This window comes from Elstera sp. (assembly GCF_044372965.1).
Taxonomy (GTDB): Bacteria; Pseudomonadota; Alphaproteobacteria; order Elsterales; family Elsteraceae; genus Elstera.
The window spans coordinates 1-2,506 of record NZ_JBILQX010000303.1 but is presented as its reverse complement, the minus strand read 5'-3'; the positions used below and the strand labels follow the sequence as shown (position 1 = coordinate 2,506).

Below are 2,506 nucleotides of genomic sequence, written 5' to 3'. Positions count from 1 at the left end.
CGCCTCGGCCTCGCTCGCCGCCTTCGCCATGAGCCTCTACCATAGCTACGACACTAGCGTGATCGTGCTCATCAGCCACGGGCTGATTATCAGCGGCTTGGTGGTGGGTTTTGGCCTGATTGGGCCTGCGGTGCTGCGGCGACGGTTAGGCCTCCAGCGCTAGAAACACGCGCGCTTTACGTATGACCGCCTCCCCGTCGAAAGACGGTTGACCCGCGCGCCCCTGCCCGCCTATCGTCGCCCCCATGAGCTTTCAGACGGCCCCCTCCCTGTCCCTGCTGCCGACCCGTTCCGGGGCGCAGGACACGACTGGCCTTCTTCTCGCGCTTCGACTTATCGGCGGCTACCGGCCCTAAGGCGGCCATCCGGTAGCTGTAGGCGGGCCGCGCGCACCCTCCCCATGCCGTTTAGGCCGATTTCAGAGACCTTAGGAAAATCCGATGAAGATCGACGCTGCGACCAAATATCGCCCGTTCCAGCCCATTAGCCTGCCGAATCGCACTTGGCCCGACGCGCAAATTACCAAGCCGCCGATGTGGTGCTCGGTCGATTTGCGCGACGGCAATCAAGCGCTGATCGAGCCGATGGGCCCCGAACGCAAACTGCGCATGTTCAAGGCCCTGGTGGCGATGGGCTTCAAGGAAATCGAAATCGGTTTCCCCGCCGCAAGCCAAACCGATTTCGATTTCTGCCGCCAGTTGATCGACGAAAACCTGATCCCCGACGATGTGACGATCCAAGTGCTCACCCAAGCCCGCCGCCCGCTGATCGAGCGGACGTTCGAGGCGATTAAAGGCTCGCGCCGCGCCATCGTCCATCTCTACAACTCCACCTCAACGCTGCAACGGCGCGTCGTCTTCGGGTTGGAGAAAGACGGGATCAAAGCGATTGCCACCGAAGGCACCCAGATTGTGAAAGATCTGGTTTCGAGCGTGCCCGAAACCGAGGTTGTGTTCCAATATTCGCCCGAGAGCTTCACCGGCACCGAAATTGATTATGCCGTTGAAGTCTGCGATGCCGTGCTGGACGTTTGGCAGCCGACCGCAACGCACCGGGCGATTATCAATCTGCCCGCCACGGTGGAAATGGCTTCGCCGAATATCTACGCCGACCAGATTGAGTATTTCTGCCGTCACACGCGCTGGCGCAAAGAGACGATTATTTCCCTGCATCCCCATAACGACCGGGGCACCGGCGTTGCCGCCGCCGAACTGGGGATTATGGCGGGGGCCGACCGGGTGGAAGGCACTTTGTTCGGCAATGGCGAGCGCACCGGCAATGTCGATGTCGTCACGCTCGCGCTGAATATGTTCACCCAGGGCGTTAATCCAGCGCTGGATTTGTCGGATATTAACGAGCTGGTCCGCGTTGCCGAATATTGCAACCAACTGCCCGTGCATCCGCGCCACCCCTATGCGGGTGATCTGGTGTTCACTGCCTTCTCCGGTAGCCATCAGGACGCGATCAAGAAGGGCTTAGAGGCGCTGAAACGCTCCAATTCCGGCGAATGGGAAGTGCCCTACCTGCCCATCGACCCGTCGGACGTGGGCCGCAGCTACGAAGGGATTATTCGCGTCAACAGCCAGTCGGGCAAAGGCGGCATCGCCTATCTGCTGGAAGCTGATTATGGCGTAACGCTGCCGCGCCGCCTGCAAATCGAATTCTCGCAAGTGGTCCAGCGCGTGACCGACGCCACCGGCAAGGAACTGTCGGCGGGCAATATTTGGGATGTGTTCGATAGCGAATATCTGAAAGCCATCGTCCCAGTCGAATTCCTCTCGCACACAACGGTGCCGGACGCCCACGCTTCGGAAGTCCGCCACCTGACGGCGACGGTCCGCAAGGACGGCGCGGAAATCACGATTAAAGGCACCGGCACGGGCCCGATCGACGCCTATTGCAGCGCCTTGCAAAGCCTGTTCGGCATCGAAATCGATCTGCTCTCCTATAGCGAACAGGCCACGGGGCGCGGGCAGAACACCCAGGCCGTCGCCTATATCGAGCTGAAAACGGCCGACGGCACCATCTGGGGCGTCGGGGCGGATCGGAACATCGTCGCGGCTGCCCTGAAGGCCGTTACCTCGGCAGTCAATCGGCTGCTGAAAGCTTAAATCGGTGTAAGACTAGGGGAAGTCTAAGTCTTCCCCTAGCGCTCCCCTAGCTTCCTTCTGCTATAACATCCTCATTGGGATTTGCTTTAGGAACATCATGGGCCAGCAGGTGAGCAAGCGTGGGATTGGCTGGATCATTCTGCTGGGGCTCTGCCTTGCGCTGGTCGGGGCGGTTTTGCTGGTGCCGCGCTGGATCGACTGGACCCAATATCGCGACGAACTCACCGATCTGATCGGCGATGTGACCGGGCGGCGCGTCGCGATTGACGGCGACGTGCGCCTGACCCTGCTGCCCACCCCGTCTTTTCGCGCCGAAGAGGTTCGCTTGGGGGAAGCTGCGGGCGAACGCTCACCGATTTTCCTGCGCGCCGACGCTATTCAGGCCGATCTTGATT

General features: G+C 60.7%; 2 protein-coding genes. Both read left to right on the top strand.

What is annotated here, in order from left to right; genetic code table 11:
- The first annotated feature begins 440 nt into the window (after positions 1-440).
- The gene (gene leuA, locus ACIQ36_RS19950) at positions 441-2,111 is read left to right on the top strand and encodes a 2-isopropylmalate synthase (protein WP_395832624.1); all 1,671 of its coding nucleotides are present in this window, start codon (positions 441-443) and stop codon (positions 2,109-2,111) included.
- A 109-nt stretch (positions 2,112-2,220) separates the two neighbouring features.
- Positions 2,221-2,506 (top strand): AsmA family protein (locus ACIQ36_RS19945; RefSeq protein WP_395832622.1); only part of this gene is annotated, 286 nt, incomplete at its 3' end.

What these genes read in the sequence shown, in the direction of transcription:
- leuA (WP_395832624.1), top strand. Translation starts at nt 441, where the DNA reads ATGAAGATCGACGCTGCGACCAAATATCGCCCGTTCCAGCCCATTAGC.